This is a genomic window from Kitasatospora sp. NPDC022856 (assembly GCF_055561235.1).
Genome location: NZ_JBVHHE010000073.1, coordinates 1 through 17,419, shown reverse-complemented (window position 1 = coordinate 17,419; position 17,419 = coordinate 1). Strand labels below are relative to the sequence as shown.

Genomic DNA, 17,419 nt, shown 5'->3' with positions numbered 1-17,419 from the left:
CAAGAACGGCAAGGCCATGCCCGCCGAGGCCTTCGCCCCCACCACCATGGTCGACGCCACCACCTTCAAGACCAGCGGCGCCACCTGCAACTGACCCCACCCCGCACCACTCCTGGGACCGTCCCCGGCCTGCCCCCACAGGCCGAGGACGCCCCACCCCGCGGCCGACAGCGCCACCCGGACCGCGCACGCACCACCCCGCGTCCGGCCATGCCCGGCGCCGCCCGCACCACCGGAGGCACCCGTGTCCGACTCCCCCGGCCGCACCACCGGCCGTCCCCACCCCGGCACGGCGTCCTGCACGCCGGTCCGCACCACACCCCTCGACCACTCGACGGCCCCGGACGCCACACCCTGCTGGATGGTCACCCTCCACACCCGCACCACCGACGGCTGCCGCGGCACCCACAGCTTCATCCAGTGGGCGACCACCCGCACCCAGGCCATCACCGCCGCCGCCCTACGCGCCCAGAGCCCCGCGGCGATACGCCACCGCCGCGGCGCCCACCTCGACATCGCCCAGGCCTGACACACCACACACCCACCCCGACCGGGCCCCGCCGAACACCAGCCGCCCCACCACCGGTGCAACGGTTCTCGCCCGCCCGATCGAGAACCCTGTCCCCGGCTCCACCGCCGCTGCACGGCACACCTCCCAACGTGCGACCGGGGCAACACCCCGTGAACTCGCGCTGCCACCGGTAACCGCTTGCACGCCCCGGCCATCCACCTCGTCGTCGCCGTACTGCTACCCGACGGCCAGGCGCCGGCCGAGCCGCGAGCGCCGAGCCATCAGAGCCGTCGCACACCGTAACGCCGAACCTCGACGTGGTCGTCCCCTCTGGGGTCCAGTCCGGCGCCTGAGCACCAATCGCCACGCTCACCCCCCACCCACGGAGATCCGCATGCGATTCTCGCTCGTGCCTTGGAGCCGCAAGGTTCCGCAGCCTCCCTCACCCGCCAGAACACCCAGAAAGCCCGGAAAAGCCGGTCGAGGACGGGCGGGGGCGGCGCTGCTGTCCGCAGCCGTCATCGTCGCGCTCGCCTCGCCCCTGCAGGCACAGGCCCTGCCCGTCGAGACGGTCGTCGACGTGACCGCGTTCGGCGCCGACCCCACCGGCCAGCATGACAGCGCCGCCGCTGTGAAGGCGGCACTCCTGCAGGCCAAGACCGTGCAGGGCCCGGTGCGGGTGCTGTTCCCCCACGGCACCTACCAGATCTACCCGGAGCAGGCCGAGACCCGGGAGCTGTACATGTCCAACACCGTCGGCGCCAACCCGACCTACCGCGACAAGCGGATTGGCATCCTCATGGAGGACATGCACGACGTCACGATCGACGGCGGCGGCTCGCACCTGCAGTTCCACGGGCTGATGACCACGTTCGCAGCCATCCGCTCCCAGAACGTCCTGGTGCGGGACTTCAGCTACGACGTCACCGCCCCCAAGGTCATCGACGCCACCGTCAGCGAGACGGGCGTCTCCAACGGCCGGGCATACCGGGTGCTGAGCATCCCGCCGGGCAGCGGCTTCACCGTGGCGAACAACCGGGTGACCTGGCTCGGCGAGACGAGCCCCGCCACCGGCCAGCCCTACTGGTCCGGCGTCAACGGCATGAGGTACACCCAGCTCTACAACCCGGCGACGAAGCTCTCCTGGCGTGGCGGCAGCGGCGTGCTCTTCACGAACGTGGCGTCGATGGCACCCCTGGCCGGCAACAAGATACGCATCGACTACACGACCGCGACACCGCCGACCGACCAGGGCCTCGTCTACCAGATGCGTGAGGACACCCGCGACACCGCCTCCGCGTTCATCTGGGAGTCCAAGGACGTCACCGTCCGGGGGCTGAAGGCCCGCTACCTGCACGGCTTCGGCTGGCTCGGCCAGATGAGCGAGAACATCACCCTGGACGGCAACGAGTTCCGCACCGACCCCGCCTCGGGACGCAGCACGGCCGGGTTCGCCGACTTCGTCCAGATGTCCGGCATCAAGGGCACCCTGAACATCACGAACAACGTGTTCAACGACGCCCACGACGACGCGATCAACATCCACGGCACCTACGTCGAGGTCACCGCACGCTCCGCGGACGGCAAGACGCTCACCCTCGCCTACCGACACCCCCAGACCGCCGGGTTCCCGCAGTTCTACCCCGGCGACAGCGTGGAGATCGTCAACAAGCAGACGATGGTGGCCGTCCCCGGTATCACCGCCAAGGTCGTGTCGGTCGACGGCCCGACGGGCCGCGACCACAACAAGCCACTGACCACCATGAACGTCACCTTCGACCAGGCCATCCCCGCATCGGTCACCGCCGGGAACTTCGTGGTGGAGAACACCACCTACACACCCACCGTCAACATCAGCGGCAACACCCTCACCAGCATGCCCACCCGCGGCATCCTGGTCACCACCCGCAAGCCGGTCGTCATCAAGGACAACACCTTCGACGGCACCGGGATGTCCAGCATCTTCATCTCCTCCGACGCCTACCAGTGGTACGAGTCCGGCCCGGTCCAGGACGTCCTGATCAGCCACAACACCTTCCTGCGCCCGACGAGCCCCGTGATCCTCATCGGTCCCACCAACCAGGTCGTCGACGCCGCCAGTCCCGTCCACCGCAACATCCGCATCCAGGACAACGACCTCAAAATCGGCAACGTCAGCCTCCTCGACGCCAAGAGCGTCGCCGGCATCACCTTCGAACGCAACAACGTCTCCCGCCTCGACCGCAACACCGCGTTCTCGGCCCAGACGACCACCCCCAACACCTGCCTCTCACCCGGCACCACCACCGACGTCCGCACCGTCACCAGCGCGGCACCGTACACGACTGCGCTGTTCACCTACCGCGGCTCGTCCGGCGCCGTCATCAAGGACAACAACCTCGACAACGGACTGAACCTGCGCGCCAACCTCGCCTCCACCAGCCCCGCCCAGGTCGCCACCGACGAGGTCACCACCAACGGCACCAACAACATCCTGCCCCTGCTGCCGACCGTCACCTACACCAGCAGCAACCCGGCCGTCGCCACCGTCGACGCCTCCGGCAAGGTCACCGCCAAGGCCGCCGGCACCGCCGTCATCACCCCCGTCACCACCAGCCAGCTCGGCGACACCACCGGTACGCCCGTCACGATCCAGGTCGGCTGCCCGGTCACGGTGCCGACGGGGTACCACGCGGTGACCGTCACCGGGACCAACGACGTCGTCGACGTGAGCGGAAGCAGCCTCGCGAACCTTGCCCCGATCATCCGCCGCCCGAACATCAACGCCGCGAACCAGCACTTCGAGTTCAGACCGCTCGGCGACGGCTACGTGCGCATCGTCAACCAGAACAGCGGCACGGACCTGGTCGTGCTGAACGCCTCCCAGGCGCCCGGAGCGAAGATCATCCAATACGCCTACGCCCCCGGCACCTACACCAACGACGAATGGCGCCTGGAGGACGCCGGCAGCGGCAACATCCACATCATCAACCGCTACAGCGGCCTCTACCTCACTGCAGGAGCAGCCCAGGGCGACCAGTTCCAGCAACAGCCCTACGACGCCAGCAGCAACCGCCAGACCTTCACCATCTCCTGACCCCTTCCAAACCGCCGACGAACACGACGGGGTGGGCGGGCAGCGACAAGGCCCGCCCACCCACCCGCTCTCCACCACCAAGCCGCGCCCTGTTCACAACGCCGAGCACATCGGCCGGCAGACCTCAAGCCCCTCTACGAAGGCTCAAGAACGGCAATGACATGGAGTGGCTGCGGATCAACGCCCGCAAGCACGCCGCGCAGATCCTGCAGACGGTGAAGCTGCGGGCCTTCAATCCGCGCGCCACCGAGTGGCAGCGGATGTACCAGCTGGCCGCCGCGTTCCACACCGGCCACCAGCACCTCGACCCGACGGACAAGACCCGGGACGGCGCTCTGATCTCCTGGCTGGACCGGCAGCGTCCGATGGGTGTCTACTTTCACCGCTGGAGATTAGGCTTCGAACAATCCAGTCTTGGCCATATCACGCGGGTCTTGGGACCCCGCCCTGGCGGGCCGGCTCGCCGCCTACTGGCCGGCTTCCTGACCGCTACGCGTCGCCCCGGGTGCGGGAGGCCTCCGAGCGTGAGCGCGTCGCCGCGGAAGCCGCGGCCAGGGAGGCGAAGCGCACCCGCTCCTGGTGGCGCCGGTCCTGACCCGCCCTCATCCTGGTGCAGGCCGCTGACCTGCACTGGGGAGTTTCGTCCCGGGCCGGTGAGTTTCACCCCGGAGCCGCCGGTGAGTTCGCCCCCCAGGGACAGCCCTCTCGGGCCCGGAAACTTTCCATCGCAGGTCAGGGCCGGTGAGTTTCGTCCCGGCGTGGTCCGTTCGGGTGGCTGCCGGGTTCGGCGCGGCGGTCGGGTGGGCAGAGCCTTCGGCATGACGACACCCACGCGGCCCCACCGCCGACGCCGACGCCGTCCCTCCGCACCGGCCACCGTGCCCGCCCCCGCCGCGAGACCGCCAGCCCCGACCCGGACCGGCGTCGGCGGCGGGTGCTGTCGGACCTGGTCGAGCGAGCACCTCGCCCAGGGCGGCCTGGTTGTCCGAACGACCTGGCACGAACCGGTCTGCCCGGCCTGGTCCCGGCAGTGACCACCAGGCGCAGGCCCCGACCCGGTCCGGACCCGGGTGTGCGCGGCCCTGCTCCACGACGACCGCCTCGCCCTGATCCGGCGCGACCGGCCCGACGGCGTGTTCTCCGACCGCGAGCTGGGTGTCCTGATGGTCCGTTAGGTTGATCTTCGGCGTCGTACTGGAATCTCTTCCGACCGCCCAAGGATCATCCGCAACGTTGCTGTGAGCGTGCGGATGGGCTGACGGAAGTCATGGTGCGGAGCCGGATGGTGTTGGGTGCGTCTGGGGAGCTTCGAGTCCAGACGCTGCAGCGGGCGGGAGGTGGACGCTCGTACGTCATCGTGACGCCGCCGAGCGGCACGGTGGATGAGGAGTCCGACAGCTTCCTGCACACCTTCGAAGGTCGGGGGACCCAGCGGACCTACGCGTACCTGCTCGTGGACCACCTTCGATGGCGCGATCGAGAGGGGCTGACCAGCGAGTCGACCACGCTGCTGGATCTCCAGAGGTACATGGGGGCGGTCGGCGCCAGGGTCTCGAACTTCTGCCACCTCATTTCCAGAACGAGAAGCCGAAACCTGGGGGCCAACTCGCCCATCACGTGCTCCTGTCAGGCATTCGGCTCTCCTTCTGGCCGTGCCGTGACCTCACCGGTCAGCACCCGCAGCGTTTCAGCGAAACCCGACGTCAGGGCATGCAGGACGGCCTCTCCCTTTGCGGGGGTGCCCAGGGATGGACGGCCGACGACTCCGCTGAGGGTGGAGGGCTGGAGCCCCAGGACGAGCAGGTGCGGTCGTTGGGCCACGTGATCGGCCGTCGCGTAGTCGGCTCCGACGAGACCGGGCCACAGGTGCATGAGCACGGAGGTCTCGATCTCCCCGGCGTGCATGTCCTCGTGGGCGGTGCTCTCCAGGCCGGCTGCGGTGCGGGCCGCTGCCCAGTCCTCGCCGCGCGGGAACAAGGCCATGCGCGGGCCCGCCGCATTGGCCTCCTGGACGACTCCGCCAGCTTCGTGCGGAGTTCTTACGCTGGCTCACCAAGCACAATCGTGCTGATCAATAGCTCCAGCATCAGACAGTTGTGTTCGTCGTCATCACCTCGATAGCGCTTCCGGTCGCATTCCACCACGGCTGCAGTGATCCGCCAGCCGTCTTCATCCACCGGAGCAAAGGTCGCCTTGAAGATCCCGTGGCCCGTCCAGCTCCGGTGCAGGAAGACGACGCTGCCCTCCGTGAAGATGTTCCACTTCTCGTCCATGCCCCGGGAGCAGTAGCCGAGCTGGATGCGCTCCCAGTCTTCATCTGACCAGATCCGGTGCGGCAAGAGCGGCATCGACCGGGGGACGGAGATCGGCTGGATGTGGTCGGCAAGCGATGACCTGGTCACGCGTTCGTCAGCGGGCACGACGCGATCCTACGGAGCACGCCGCTCCTGGCGACAGCGGCCACTGTTGCTGAGATATCTGAACCGTCACCAACTGGTCAAACGCTTGCGGCGAAACGCTCACCCCCCGATAACGTACGGGCCGCAGACACACAGGTTCTCCCGACGGCTCACCCACTCGGAGGACTTGAGCGCGTCCTGGGTGTGCCTGGGGATCGCGGAGGCGGTCTCGTCCCAGTCGCCGAAGGTCTTGCCGCTGGGGAAGCCGGCCCGCTTGCGGCGGGTGTGCGGGTTCGCGCGGTCGCGGCCGGCAGCCTCCTCGGCCAGCAGGACCCTCACCACCTCGGCCGGCTCCCAGCGTTGGGCCTTGGCGGTGGGGATGATGTCGGTCAGCGAGCGGCGGATGTGCGGGAGCTTGAGCCGCTTGGTCAGTTCGAGGGCCTCGGCCAGCGGATCGCCGTTGGTGCCGTGGACGGTTCGGAGCGGGGTGGCCATCAGGACGGGTCGCTTTCGTCGTGGTCGAGCAGGGTGTTGAGGCCGAAGGAGGACCAGGCGGAGGTGCCCGGCTGGAGCGAGTGCTCCTCGCTGCGGCGGGTGGGTTCGGCCTGTCCGTGGACGGCCTGGTAGTCGAGAATCGAGAGCAGGTCCTTGCGCGAAGCGGCCGGTGACCGCCGCGGTGCCCAGCGCCCGGTCGACTTCCTCTGCGGAGAAGAGCTTGGCGAGGGCGACGGCCTGGGCCATCTTCGCCTTGATCCGGCAGGTGCCAGCCGCCGCTGCCTCCACCAGCCAGGACGCGGCGCCCGGGCCGAGTGCGAGGAAGGCGACCTCCTCGGCGCTGGTGGCCTTCGGCGTGCGGTCGGCTTCCTTGTTCTCGCGTGGCGGGTAGTGCGCGTCGTCCAGCACGGGCGAGCCCCGCTTGCCGGTCCGGTGCCGGGCTACCTCGCGGGCCGAGCCGCGGTCGTCGACGGCGGTGACGATCAGCTCCTCGCCGTGGAAGCGGGCCCAGACCCGGGTGTCGATCAGCTCGTGCGGGACCGAGTAGCGCACCGCCTCGACGGAGATCGTCGCGTCCCAGTTGACCCGACGGGTCGTGCCGAACGCCGCGGTGAACGGCTGCCGAGGCAGCGGGTGCAGCCGCTGGGCGCTCCTCGGCGAGGCGGTCGACGGGCTTGCGCCGGGTCTCACGGTGGGCGCGGGAGTTGACCTCCTCGCAGAACTCGCGGCAGGCCGCCTCCAGTTCGCCGAAGGTGCGGAACTCCTCGCGCAGGTTCACGTCCTTGGGCACCAGGTCGGCCTTCGCGATCCGCACCGTCGCCTCCGAGCCGCCCTTGGACTCCGGGTCGGCCGGCACGCAGGTGCGGATGGTCGTGCCGTAGTGCCGGGCGACGTCCACGATCTCCGGGTTGCGGACCGCGATCCCGGCGACGTGGTCGGTGGTCACCGTCTTCTCATTGTCGGTGAGCACGAAGGCCGGCACTTCGCCGATCCGCCGCAGCGTGGCGTCCAGGCAGGCGGTGACCGTCGGCAGGGTCTTGTCCCAGATCGGGATCACCACCCGGAACCGGGACCAGGCCAGCCACGCGCAGAACAGCGTGGTCTTGCGGCCCTTGATCACCGGCCCGTCGCCGAAGTCGTTCTGCAGCCAGAGCCCGGGCTCGGTTACCCATGGCCGGTAGACACGGCGCTGGCCGGCCCTGAACTGGGCCTTCGCCTCGGCGACCGTGCGGCGGGTGGTGCGTTCCCCGCCCGTGAAGCCCATCGCGACGATCCGCCAGTGCACCACGTCCGCGCGGATGCGGCCCTGCGAGCGGACTACCAGCTCCTCGATCTTCGGAAGGTAGTCGTCGATCGCCCGGGCGCGGTGTCGGTGCTGGCCCGGCTCATGTCCGGCCTCGCGCATCTTCACGTACCGGGCCACCGTGTGGTGGTCGCACCCGGCCAGCTCGGCCGCAGAACGGTAACTACCTGTGAGGTCGTACGCCTCCAGGATCTCCATGATCTCCCTGCTGTTCTTCACCCGCTCCAGCGTCGCCGAGCGGGACCAATCGGGGCGAGCGGGGAGAAATATCTGGCCGTACGCGGGGAATCCCGAGGCCGCAGATTGCGCCACAAGTGGCCGCCAGAGTGGAGCTTAAGTTGGCTGCCGTCAGCCTTTTCCAGTGCCCATCCGGCATGATCAGCGTTGACGCTGGTGACGCCGGCGGCCTTCCGGAGCCGCGCGTCCTGGGACGCGGGGCGTATTGGGCCGCAGGCCGCCAGAAGCGGGACCAGTTGATGTCAAGCTGATCTGTCACAGCGGTGATGTCGGGCGGGAAGGTCCTGCCGGTCGCCATGGGCGTGGAATCCGAGGGGAGCGGAGAGTGGCGGCGAGGACGGGTGGCGAGTTCGTGGGTGCGGGTGTGCCCGCGAAGCAGCGATTCGACCACTGGCGGGAACTGATCGGGCGGTCGCGGGACAGCGAGGTGATCAGCGCTCACACCGACGACTTCGCGGCGGAGATGCAGCGCCTCGAACTGGGGCCGGTGACGCTCCTCAGGACGTCGTTCCCGCCGGCGCTGTTCCGGCGGACCGCGACTATGGTGCGGCGGTCCGATCCGGAGGTGTACCACCTGACGCTGCTCCTCGACGGTGGGCTGGCCCTGACGCGCGACGCCGGCCGGACGGAGTCGTTCGGGCCGGGCGACCTCCATCTGATCGACAGCTCGCATCCCTTCGAACTGCGGGCCTTCGGCGCCGGCGCCACCGACCGGGGGGGCCTGCGGGTCGAAGCTCTGGGCATCGACTTTCCCGCGTCGTCGCTGCCGTTGCCGCCACAGCACCTGCGCGGCCTGCTCGGCCGGGGGCTCTCGGGGCGGGAAGGAACCGGTGCGCTGCTGTCGGAGTTCCTTGTCGGTCTGGCCCGGCAGGCCGTCGCCCTGGGGCCGGCCGAGGCACCCCGTCTGGGAGCGGTCGTGGTCGACCTGGTGGCCGCCTGGCTGGCCCGGGAGCTGGACGCCGAGGCCGCAGTGCCGGAGGACGCGCGGCAAGGGGCCACGGTGCAGAGCGTCCGGGCGTTCGTCCGGCGGAACCTGCACGATCCGGAGCTGTCGCCGTCCCTGGTCGCCGCTGCGCACCACATCTCCGTCAGCTACCTGCACCGCGTCTTCACCCGTCAGTCGCGGGGTGAGCCGCTCGCCGCCTGGATCCGAGGCCAGCGGCTGGAGAAGGCGCGCCGAGACCTGGCCGACCCCGCTCTGCGCGCCATGCCGATCCACATCGTCGCGGCCCGCTGCGGCATCCCTCGCGCTGACGACTTCAGCCGCGCATTCCGGACTGCCTACGGACTTTCACCCAGCGAGCACCGGCGTCAGGCACTGTCCGGGCCCGTAGGCCAGTAGACGCAGAGCCAAGAAACTGTCGACGCAGTGCCAACACAGCCGGACAGCGCCCTGACATGCTCCAGGAGAAGCCACAGCGGGGCGTCAACCATCGACGCCCCACGCGAAACAGGGGACAGTCGATGCTCAGAAGGACCATTCACACTCTTGCTGCTGTGGCGATAGCCGCGACAGGCCTCATCGGTGGCGCGGGGCAGGCAAGCGCTTCCAGCGCTCCGTGCGGTGGCGGCTTCGCCTACCAGGCACACCTGCAGAACAAGGGCTGGCAGGAGTGGATGTGTGGCGGACAATGGGCCGGCACGATCGGTGAGGCCCGGAATATCGAAGCGGTGAGATTCCAGTCGCCCAAGGACATCACTTTCTGCATGAAGGCACACCGGAGCAACTTCGGCTGGGACTCCGAATGGAGTTGCGCGTGGGGAGGAACCCAGCGCCAGATCGGTACCACAGGCATGAACTCCCCGATGGAAGCGATCATGATCGGTGGGCAGGACACGGCCGGTGACGCCTACATCAGGAACGACGGCTGGCTGGGTGGTCCCACCTACCTGCCGGGAGGCAACATGCAGATCGGCACGACAGGTCGCGGCCTTCCCCTGGAAGCCTTCTGGCTGAACGTTTGAGCGCCGCCACCGCATACGCGTTGTCGGAGTTCCCATCACGGTCACACGACCCGCCACACTTCCCGGTGCTTGTCGGCTTTGCTTCCGCTTCGCATCCTTCGGATTCCGGGTGCCGAATACCGTGTGGAACGTCGAGGCGGCCTCGGCGATGTGCTTGACGGCTTCGGCCTCGACGGCCTGACGGTCACGGGCACGGCGGTAGGGGCCGCCGTGCCCGTGACCGTCCCCGGGCTGCCGGCGCGGTACAAGCCGATCCGCCGGTCCCGGACCGAGCGAGCCGCCGACAGGCCAACGGAGCGCAGGCAGCCGGGGTCCCGGGAGAGGGGGACGTTCCCCGGTGTCGGTGTGAGGTCTCAGGACATCGTTGACCATTCGTTCTCAGGACATGGTTGACCGTCCGTGTGATCGGTGATCCTCTACGCCTGGCTCGGATCGGTGGCCTTGGGCGGGGATCGTGGATCAGCAGGCGACGGTGGAGTACCGGTATCGGGCGGTGCGGGAGGTGCTTGGCGGCTCGCCGATCGGGGAGGTAGCTGCGCGCTACGGCACGTCCCGGCAATCGCTGCACACGTGGCGGAGGAGGTTCGAGGAGGCGGGCCTGCCCGGGCTTGCCGACCGGTCGCGCCGGCCCAGGACCAGCCCGACCCGGTTGCCGGCCGAGGTAGAAGCGCTGATCTGCGATGTTCGGCAGCAGCATGCACGTCGGGGCGCCCGGCGGATCAGCCACGAGCTGGGCCTGCGCGGCCTGGATCCGGCACCGTCCAGAGCGACCGTGCACCGGGTTCTGGACCGCAACGGGCTGACCCAGCCGCAGGAGCAACGGCACGCGCGCGTCTACAAGCGCTGGCAGCGCGAGGCTCCGATGCACCTGTGGCAGCTCGACCTGGTCGGCGGGGTGCCGCTGGCCGACGGCCGCGAGTGCAAGATGGTGATCGGCATCGATGACCACTCGGGGTTCATCGTGATCGCCGCGGTGGTGGCGGTGCCGAGCGGACGTGCGGTCTGCGCGGCGTTCGCGGCGGCCATGCGCCGCTACGGAGTGCCTTTCGAGGTGCTGACCGACAACGGCAAGCAGTTCACCGGCCGCCACAACCGCCCCCAACCGGTCGAAGTGCTCTTCGAACGGGTCTGCCGCGGGAACGGCATCACCCAGAAGCACACCAAGCCGCGCTCACCCACGACGACCGGCAAGATCGAACGCTTCCACAAGACCCTGCGCGCCGAACTCCTCGATCACGTAGCACCGTTCGAGTCCCTGGCCGCCGCCCAGGAGGCCATCGACTCCTGGGTCCACGCCTACAACCACCAACGACCGCACCAGCACTGGACATGGCCGTCCCAGCCAGCCTATTCCGGCCGCGCGGCCCGGCACGCGAGACAGCCCCGGCGGTCCCTGTCGTCGAACCGGAACCGATGCCAGAGCTGCGGATCGAGGTGATCGAGCCACCGGCGGCCGCCCCGAGCGAGGGCGCCGTCGAGTTCGAGTTGCGTGTGCCGCCCGGCGGTGAGCTCAGCCTGGTCCCGGGCAAGCCGCGCGTCGCGGTGAACCAGGGACTGGCAGGGCGGACGCTGACGGTCTGGGCGGACCTGCGGAGCGTTCACATTCTCGTCGACGGTCACCTCGTGCGGACCGTCAGCTCCCGCCTGCTGCCCGAGGATCTGGCCTACCTGGCCATGCGCGGCGCCCGACCTGGTCGTCCTGAGCCTGCCACCGCCACCCTGCCCCGGGCCAAGGTCAAGACAGTGCTGGCCGCCGGCCAGGCCGTCGAGGTCGACCGCAGGCGCCTCGGCTTCTCCAGCATGATGTGGGCCTCGCCCGGCGCGAAGGCGAACCCGCCCCGGGCGCCGCTGGAGCGGTGCCCTCCGCCCGAGTACCGGGCCCCTGGCTGTCGGGTGATCGAGAACAAGCACGGGGGCGGCCGTCCCGAATGATCACATGCCCGGAGTCCATCATGAGTACCGAGAGCCTGGCGAACCCGCTCAAGGAGGACCGCAGTTTCGCGCCGCCGGCGGAGTTCGCCGCGGCCGCGAACCTGACCGCCGCCGCGTACGCACAGGCCTCCGAGGAGTGGCTCGCCTTCTGGGCGGAGCAGGCCCGCCCGCCTGGACTGGGCCGGCGAACCGACCGATACCTTGGACCGGTCGCCCCCCGTTCGCGGAGTGGTTCACCGACGGCGAACTCAACGTCGCCCACAACCGCGTCTACCACCGAGTCCAGGCCGGCCACGGCGACCGGGGCGCCATGTACTTCGCAGGCGAACCTGGGATCCCGTAACCGCTGTTCCCGGGCACCGGTCTCGACCAGGATCGCGTCGGCCGGCTCTGGTGGCGCGACCAGCGTCGACTCGCCGATGTGGCCGGGCGTGAACACACCGAACGATCCGCCCGTGACAGACTGAAACAAAGGCCTCTGCTCCCTCAGGAAGATCTTGGTCGATCCCCTGGATGACAGAGGCCCCGTCAGCTTTCACGAACCCCCGGACACCGGCTCCCAGCCCTTGACCTCGCGGCACGTGGACGATCACTTGCTGAGGATTACGCCCCAACCAGCCTGAGTAGTTCACTGCGGCTCCACGTCAGCCCCGTGAGCTGCGACTTCAGGTTGGAAGATACTCATTGGGGCCGGGTGTGCGAGGTGCGCTGAGGCTCGGGGCATACAGGGCACGGCCGCCGACAAGCGTGCAACGCACTGCACGCCGTCGGGCGGCTCAGCCCGTCTCGGCTTCCCGGACACACAGAATTCAGCTGCCTGTGACCAGGGCGGCGGGCCCGCCTCGCGGGTACGTGCTGCCCGCGAGGCTCCCAGGACATGCCGAGACGGCAAGCAAGTCCGACAATGGATCACAGGCCGGAGTGTCCGGCGCCCCGGGGTTGCCTCGGCGGCACGGGGCCCTGGTGAGCGGAGCGGGTGGAGGGTCCATGGAACAGCGGACCTACGACGGCCACGAAGCGCGGCCTGTCGGCGACATCGTCGGCGAGGGGCTGACCGCCCGCGCCATTGTGGATGAACACGGCACCGTGACTGGGTGGAGCGAGGGCGCCGAGCGTCTGCTGGGGTATGCGACGGTGGACGTCCTGGGCCGTCCGGCGGCCTCGCTGCTCGCTTGCATGCCATCCACGGAGGGCCTCCTCCCTTTGTCCGAGCTACCGAGGTGGAATGGCACGCTGGCTCTGCGCCACCGTGACGGCCGCAGCCTGCAGGTCAGGGTGTTGGCGCATCACCGGACGCCGGAGGGACGAGGCGCCTCGTGGTTTCTCGTCTCACCGCTGGCCGGGCTGCAGGTCCGGCCAGCCGACGAACCCATGGTGGCGTGGAGCTTCACTCAGTCCCCGGACCGCGCGCTGGCGCTTTACGACACCAGGCTTCGGCTGCGGCTCGCCAACGAGGACATGGAGCGGTCTGTGGCCCTCAGCGAGTCGGACATGCGCGGGCTGCGGGTGAATGAGATCGTGGACGACGACGCGGGAGACCGGGCGGAGCAGGCCATGCTGCGGGTGCTGGAGACCGGCAAGCCGCAGCACATCGAGACATATATGCGGGTTGCCGGGGAGACTCGTGAGCACGCCTGGTCGGTCCTCATGTCGCCGATACGGGATCGGGAAGGCCGTCTCCAAGGGGTGTGTCTCTCCGCGCACGATATGACGGAGCAGTACTGGGCCCGCAAGCGCCTCCAACTGATCGTGGAGGCCAGCACCCGCATCGGCAGCACGCTGGACGTGACGCGGACGGCACAGGAACTGGCGGATGTGGCGGTCCCGAATCTCAGCGACTTCGTCAGCGTCGATCTGCTGACGTCCCTCGACGACCTGCAAGAGTCGGCATGGGGAACGCCGGGGGCGAGGGGTCCTCTCAGGCTACGGCGCATGGCCCACCAGTCCGTGTATCCGGGAACCCCCGAGGCGGCCGTCGCCCCGGGCGAGGTGGACGAGTACCCGGAGAATTCCCCGCCGGTGGCGACTCTGCGCTCAGGACGCACCGTACTGCACCAGGTGACCGACCCCGCGATCAACGACTGGGTGACCCACGACCCGCTCCGGACCTCCCGGATCCGCGAGTTCGGCTTCCACTCAATGATGGCTGTGCCCCTGTCAGCGCGTGGCACCACCTTGGGCGTCGTCGTCTTCACGCGCCACCGGCATCCCGACCCGTTCCAGCAGGACGACCTGGTGCTGGCCGAGGAACTGGCGGCCCGGGCGGCTGTCTGCATCGACAACGCGCTGCGCTACACCCGCGAGCGCCGTACGGCCGTCACCCTGCAGCGCAGCCTGCTGCCGCAGCAGTTGCCCGAGCAGACCGCCGTGGAGGTCGCCAAACGCTACGTTCCCGCCGGAGCCCGGGCTGGGGTGGGCGGCGACTGGTTCGACGTGATCCCCCTGTCCGGAGCCAGAGTCGCCTTGGTCGTCGGCGACGTCGTGGGCCACGGCATCCACGCCTCCGCGACCATGGGACGGCTGCGCACCGCAGTCCGTACCCTCGCCGACATCGACCTGCCCCCCGACGAGTTGCTCACCCACCTCGACGACCTCGTGGCCCGCCTGGCCACCGATGCGCAGGACACGGGGCAGGCCGCCGCGGACGGCGAGACGGGAGAGGTCGGTGCCACCTGTCTGTACGCCGTGTACGACCCCGTCTCCCGCCGGTGCACACTCGCCCGGGCCGGGCACCCACTGCCGGTCGTGGTCGGCCCGGACGGCACCGTCGAACTGCTCGACCTTCCGGCGGGACCCCCACTCGGCCTGGGCGGTCTGCCCTTCGAAGCGATGGAGACCGAACTGCCGGAGGGCAGCGTGCTCGCCCTCTACACCGACGGTCTGATCGAATCCCGGGATGGCGATATCGACGACGGCGTCGCGCTGCTGAGGAAGGTCCTCGCCGCGCCCGCGGCATCCCTGGAAGCGCTGTGCGACACGGTGCTCGCCACCATGCTCCACCAGCGGCCTGACGACGACGTGGCCCTGCTCGTCGCCCGCACCCGTGCGCTCGAAGCCGGTCGGGTCGCCGTCTGGGACGTGGACCCGGAGCCCGCCTCCGTCGCCGCCGCACGCAGGAATGCCGTCGACCAGTTGGAGATGTGGGGCTTGAGCGAGGCCGCCTTCGTCACCGAACTGATCGTCAGTGAACTGGTCACCAACGCGATTCGGTACGCCGAGCCACCCATCCGGCTGCGCCTCATCCACGACCGGACCCTCATCTGCGAGGTATCCGACGCCAGCAGCACCACACCCCACATGCGCCGCGCCCGCACCTACGACGAAGGCGGCCGCGGCCTGCTCCTGGTCGCCCAGCTCACCCAGAGCTGGGGCACCCGGCCCACTTCCACGGGCAAAACCATCTGGGCCGAACAGAGCATCGAGGACGATCCGCACCCGATGGCGCCGCGCGAGTAGATGCTGCGGCGCCATCGCTTTCCGCGCGCAGCCGACTGTCGGCGGTCGCTGCACCTGGGTTGGTTCTGGATCCGTACCTTCGTTGGTGGGACCGTCCGGGCCATTCGTAGGATCCGGAAGCCCAGAGACTGCGGGTGTGGTCGCCGCCCCGGCGAGTGCGGGCCCGGCACCGTCAGGGACCTCGTCAGGATGACGTCTGAGATCACCATCCAGTAGCCGGTCCTGTGCGGGGCCGGAGCAGTTGCTCCGGCCGCTCCACCGGGTGGGTGCACCGGACCGTGGGGGAATACGGCCCGGTGCACCCGGCATGAGGCGCCGGGTGTGAGGGGGGAGTCATTGGTCGGTCGTGTCTCCACCGGGGCCGGAATCGAGCACGGTAGGAGTATTCGATATACTAAAGTGTTCCAGGGGCAAGCCGTTGTTCATCAGCCAGACGTCGGGGCCCCGGCCGTCCGTGACTGCCTTCTTGATCGTTTCGCGGCCGTTCTGCCAGTCGAGCACGGTGAGTTCGACGGTCAATCTGCTCTGGGAGGCATTGAAGTCCTCCACCAGGTGTCTGAGGGTGTCGGGTCGGCCGACCCAGAACGGCATCGTCCAGAAAGTGATCGTGTAGCGTTCGGCGGCTTCTGGCGGGGGCTCGGCAGGGCATGCGGCCGCGGTCGGGGCGAACACTGCGGTCAGCGCGACGACAGCAGTCTGCGGGGCAGGGGCGCCGTCATGCGGGCCTCCTCGGGCGGGGCCGTAGGAACATGGAGCCCTGGGCCGACGGAAGACCGTTCCGCCCCGGTGGGTGGACCAGCCCGTGGCCGTGGCCGACCACGCCCTCGGCCCGATTGGGCGCCGCACCGGCTGGTAGGGCCACTGATGGACTGCCTTCAGGGGTCCTACAGTGCTGAGGCGGTGATGTGTGCCTGCCTGGGGCCTGTGGGCGAGGATGGTGTGGGGCCGTATCGGCTGGCCCGGGGGTGGCGATCCGGGCCGGGGTCGCGGTTGCTGGGAGTTCTCTACGGGCCTGAGGAGATACCTGATGTGAGGTCAATGGATGGCCTCCGCGCGGGTTTCCCTCGCGCGGACGTCATTCGCAGGTGATCCGCTGGGTCGATAGAAGTCACCCTGGGATGGCCATTGGCGGGCCGCAGTGGCTGGAGAGAGGGCACGAGAGGAGGCCGGCCTGGCGCCGCCCGAAGTAGGGGAGGGGCGTAGAAGCGAGCCCCTTGCGGCTGTCAAGAAGCCGGCTCGGAAGCACCATGGGCGCTCCGCGGGGCCCGGCCGTGTTGCTCGGATGTCGGCAACGGGTGAAACGAGGACTCGCAACTCGTGGTCCGCGTCCCCTGTGCTCAGCGTGTCTGTGGCTGTCAGCCGTGCTGTGCAGGATACCCGCCAGAGCCGGGTATTCAAGATGCGGATGCCCGGGATGCCGAGCTCGACAGGCGGTGACCAGGGCTGGGTCATCGGCAAGCACCGGGGCCTCGATGGACACCTGGGGAAGCCGGGCGGAGCGCCGGCCGGGAGGTGCCGGTGCCTGGTGACAGCCCCGGGCGGTGCTACCGTCCCGGCCTCAGCTGCAGCGGTGCGCGTACCCGCCCACGTTGACAGCGAAGGTGAGGGAGCCGCAATGCTTCGCAACGGCCTGGAACCTGCTGGTAAGTCCGGCTATTCGAAGTCGCGGAGTGATGTCGAGCCGCTACCTGGGGATAGGGGAGGGAGGAACTCTCGCGGTAAGCCGGGGTCCCGCTCGACATCTCGGTCGAGAGCGTCCAGAGCGGGGCGGGGGTCGCAGTCGCCTTGGCGACCTGTCTCTGTGAAGTCTGATCGGCCTCAGCGGAGTCTCACCGGACTCGTGTACCGGTTCGGGTGGTCTTCCGCGCGTTACTGACTTCGGCGCTTCAGGGTGATGGCGGTGGGAGGTCGAGGGAGAGGCCGGCCCCGGTGAGGAAGCCGTCGAGGATGTCGGGGCGGTACTGGAGCCGTTTGAGCCGGTTGCGGAGGAGGGCTTCGAGGCGGTCGACGGCGACCGAGGACAGGTTGGCCAGGCTGCGCTTGAC

General features: G+C 69.3%; 11 protein-coding genes and 3 pseudogenes. 7 read left to right on the top strand and 7 right to left on the bottom strand.

Annotated elements, in window-relative coordinates:
- The first annotated feature begins 244 nt into the window (after positions 1-244).
- Both ACZ34W_RS37110 and ACZ34W_RS37105 read left to right on the top strand, forming a co-directional pair.
- Complete coding sequence (locus ACZ34W_RS37110; RefSeq protein WP_465610697.1) at positions 245-529, top strand: hypothetical protein; 285 nt, start codon at positions 245-247, stop codon at positions 527-529.
- Positions 530-905: 376 nt separating this feature from the next.
- Positions 906-3,587 carry an RICIN domain-containing protein gene (locus ACZ34W_RS37105; RefSeq protein ID WP_465610695.1) on the top strand — a complete coding sequence of 894 codons (2,682 nt, stop codon included), beginning with the start codon at positions 906-908 and terminating at the stop codon, positions 3,585-3,587.
- A 134-nt stretch (positions 3,588-3,721) separates the two neighbouring features.
- Here the strand turns inward: ACZ34W_RS37105 and ACZ34W_RS37100 are convergent, their stop codons facing one another.
- The 5 genes and pseudogenes from ACZ34W_RS37100 to istA form a co-directional block, all read right to left on the bottom strand.
- Entirely contained in the window at positions 3,722-3,970 is a 249-nt protein-coding gene (locus ACZ34W_RS37100) for a hypothetical protein (RefSeq protein WP_465610693.1), read from the bottom strand.
- A 1,243-nt stretch (positions 3,971-5,213) separates the two neighbouring features.
- On the bottom strand, positions 5,214-5,570 hold the full coding sequence (locus ACZ34W_RS37095; protein ID WP_465610691.1) for a creatininase family protein: 357 nt from the start codon (positions 5,568-5,570) through the stop codon (positions 5,214-5,216).
- Positions 5,571-5,626: 56 nt separating this feature from the next.
- Positions 5,627-6,007 carry a hypothetical protein gene (locus ACZ34W_RS37090; protein ID WP_465610689.1) on the bottom strand — a complete coding sequence of 127 codons (381 nt, stop codon included), beginning with the start codon at positions 6,005-6,007 and terminating at the stop codon, positions 5,627-5,629.
- 117 nt (positions 6,008-6,124) lie between these two features.
- A pseudogene (locus ACZ34W_RS37085) lies at positions 6,125-6,481 on the bottom strand (ATP-binding protein); the annotation flags it as partial.
- Positions 6,481-8,003, bottom strand: a pseudogene (gene istA / locus ACZ34W_RS37080) (IS21 family transposase). The pseudogenes istA and ACZ34W_RS37085, both read right to left, overlap by 1 nt.
- Before the next feature lie 382 nt (positions 8,004-8,385).
- Between istA and ACZ34W_RS37075 the strand changes: the two are divergent.
- The 5 genes from ACZ34W_RS37075 (at position 8,386) to ACZ34W_RS37055 (ending at position 15,374) form a co-directional block, all read left to right on the top strand.
- Positions 8,386-9,363: an AraC-like ligand-binding domain-containing protein gene (locus tag ACZ34W_RS37075; protein WP_465610687.1), complete on the top strand. Its 978-nt coding sequence runs from the start codon at positions 8,386-8,388 to the stop codon at positions 9,361-9,363.
- A 155-nt stretch (positions 9,364-9,518) separates the two neighbouring features.
- Entirely contained in the window at positions 9,519-9,986 is a 468-nt protein-coding gene (locus ACZ34W_RS37070) for a hypothetical protein (protein WP_465610685.1), read from the top strand.
- A 451-nt stretch (positions 9,987-10,437) separates the two neighbouring features.
- Positions 10,438-11,424, top strand: a complete 987-nt coding sequence (locus ACZ34W_RS37065; protein WP_465610699.1) for an IS481 family transposase — start codon at positions 10,438-10,440, stop codon at positions 11,422-11,424.
- Positions 11,400-11,918, top strand: coding sequence for a hypothetical protein (locus ACZ34W_RS37060; protein WP_465610683.1), 519 nt, complete (start codon positions 11,400-11,402; stop codon positions 11,916-11,918). Before ACZ34W_RS37065 ends, ACZ34W_RS37060 begins: the two co-directional genes overlap by 25 nt.
- Before the next feature lie 987 nt (positions 11,919-12,905).
- On the top strand, positions 12,906-15,374 hold the full coding sequence (locus ACZ34W_RS37055) for a SpoIIE family protein phosphatase (protein WP_465610681.1): 2,469 nt from the start codon (positions 12,906-12,908) through the stop codon (positions 15,372-15,374).
- A gap of 333 nt (positions 15,375-15,707) precedes the next feature.
- On the opposite strand, the gene ACZ34W_RS37050 is transcribed toward ACZ34W_RS37055, so the two are convergent.
- Together ACZ34W_RS37050 and ACZ34W_RS37045 are read right to left on the bottom strand one after the other, a co-directional pair.
- Complete coding sequence (locus ACZ34W_RS37050) at positions 15,708-16,046, bottom strand: hypothetical protein (RefSeq protein ID WP_465610679.1); 339 nt, start codon at positions 16,044-16,046, stop codon at positions 15,708-15,710.
- 1,214 nt (positions 16,047-17,260) lie between these two features.
- A pseudogene (locus tag ACZ34W_RS37045) lies at positions 17,261-17,419 on the bottom strand (IS630 family transposase); the annotation flags it as partial.